General features: G+C 50.9%; 1 rRNA gene. It reads left to right on the top strand.

What is annotated here, in order from left to right:
* Positions 1-2,290: ribosomal RNA gene (locus NI469_RS15585) — 23S ribosomal RNA — on the top strand; the annotation flags it as partial.
* Between the last annotated feature and the right edge of the window lie 23 nt (positions 2,291-2,313).

The following is a 2,313-nucleotide window of genomic DNA, read 5'->3' on the forward strand; positions in this document are numbered from 1 at the left end:
ATAGGGGAGCCGTAGGGAAACCGAGTCTTAATAGGGCGTTTAGTTGCTGGGTATAGACCCGAAACCAGGTGATCTATCCATGAGCAGGTTGAAGGTTGGGTAACACTAACTGGAGGACCGAACCCACTGTCGTTGAAAAGCCAGGGGATGACTTGTGGATAGGGGTGAAAGGCTAATCAAACTTGGTGATAGCTGGTTCTCCCCGAAAGCTATTTAGGTAGCGCCTCGGACGAATACCATTGGGGGTAGAGCACTGTTTCGGCTAGGGGGTCATCCCGACTTACCAAACCGATGCAAACTCCGAATACCAATGAGTACTATCCGGGAGACAGACTGCGGGTGCTAACGTCCGTAGTCAAGAGGAAAACAATCCAGACCGCCAGCTAAGGCCCCAAAATTATAGTTAAGTGGGAAACGATGTGGGAAGGCATAGACAGCTAGGAGGTTGGCTTAGAAGCAGCCACCCTTTAAAGAAAGCGTAATAGCTCACTAGTCGAGTCGGCCTGCGCGGAAGATGTAACGGGGCTAAAACTATATGCCGAAGCTGCGGATGCATAATTTATTATGCGTGGTAGGGGAGCGTTCTGTAAGCCGATGAAGGTGGATTGAGAAGTCTGCTGGAGGTATCAGAAGTGCGAATGCTGACGTGAGTAACGACAATGCGAGTGAAAAACTCGCACGCTGAAAGACCAAGGGTTCCAGTCCAACGTTAATCGGGGCTGGGTGAGTCGACCCCTAAGGCGAGGCCGAGAGGCGTAGTCGATGGGAAATTGGTTAATATTCCAATACTTCTGTGTAATGCGATGAGAGGACGGAGAAGGTTAAGTCAGCCTGGCGTTGGTTGTCCAGGTGGAAGGTTGTAGGCATGTATCTTAGGCAAATCCGGGGTACTCTATGCTGAGAACTGATAGCAAGCTGTACTTGTACAGTGAAGTGGCTGATACCATGCTTCCAGGAAAAGTCTCTAAGCTTCAGTTACACAGGAATCGTACCCGAAACCGACACAGGTGGTCAGGTCGAGTAGACCAAAGCGCTTGAGAGAACTCTGCTGAAGGAACTAGGCAAAATGGTACCGTAACTTCGGGAGAAGGTACGCTGTTGTCTGTGATAGGACTTGCTCCTTGAGCGGCCGACAGCCTCAGAAACCAGGCCCCTGCAACTGTTTATTAAAAACATAGCACTCTGCAAACACGAAAGTGGACGTATAGGGTGTGATGCCTGCCCGGTGCTGGAAGGTTAATTGATGGGGTTAGCGTAAGCGAAGCTCTTGATCGAAGCCCCAGTAAACGGCGGCCGTAACTATAACGGTCCTAAGGTAGCGAAATTCCTTGTCGGGTAAGTTCCGACCTGCACGAATGGCATAATGATGGGGGCGCTGTCTCCAGCAGAGACTCAGTGAAATCGAATTCGCCGTGAAGATGCGGTGTACCCGCGGCTAGACGGAAAGACCCCGTGAACCTTTACTGCAGCTTGACATTGAACTTTGATCTTACTTGTGTAGGATAGGTGGGAGGCTTTGAAGTCGCGACGCTAGTTGCGATGGAGCCGTCCTTGAAATACCACCCTGGTAATATTGAGGTTCTAACTCTGTCCCGTTATCCGGGACGAGGACCATGTCTGGTGGGTAGTTTGACTGGGGCGGTCTCCTCCTAAAGAGTAACGGAGGAGTACGAAGGTGCGCTCAGCGTGGTCGGAAATCACGCGTAGAGTATAAAGGCAAAAGCGCGCTTAACTGCGAGACCCACAAGTCGAGCAGGTACGAAAGTAGGTCTTAGTGATCCGGTGGTTCTGTATGGAAGGGCCATCGCTCAACGGATAAAAGGTACTCTGGGGATAACAGGCTGATACCGCCCAAGAGTTCATATCGACGGCGGTGTTTGGCACCTCGATGTCGGCTCATCTCATCCTGGGGCTGAAGCAGGTCCCAAGGGTATGGCTGTTCGCCATTTAAAGAGGTACGCGAGCTGGGTTTAGAACGTCGTGAGACAGTTCGGTCCCTATCTACCGTGGGCGTTGGAAATTTGAGAGGATCTGCTCCTAGTACGAGAGGACCAGAGTGGACGAACCTCTGGTGTACCGGTTGTCACGCCAGTGGCATCGCCGGGTAGCTATGTTCGGAAGGGATAACCGCTGAAAGCATCTAAGCGGGAAGCCTACCTCAAGATAAGATTTCCCCGAGACTTTATGTCTCCTAAAGAGCCGTTGAAGACTACGACGTTGATAGGTTGGATGTGGAAGCATAGTGATATGTGAAGCTGACCAATACTAATTGCTCGTGAGGCTTGACTATACAACACCCAAACAGTTGTTGTA

The organism is Acinetobacter lwoffii (assembly GCF_024129735.1).
Lineage (GTDB): Bacteria > Pseudomonadota > Gammaproteobacteria > Pseudomonadales > Moraxellaceae > Acinetobacter > Acinetobacter lwoffii_H.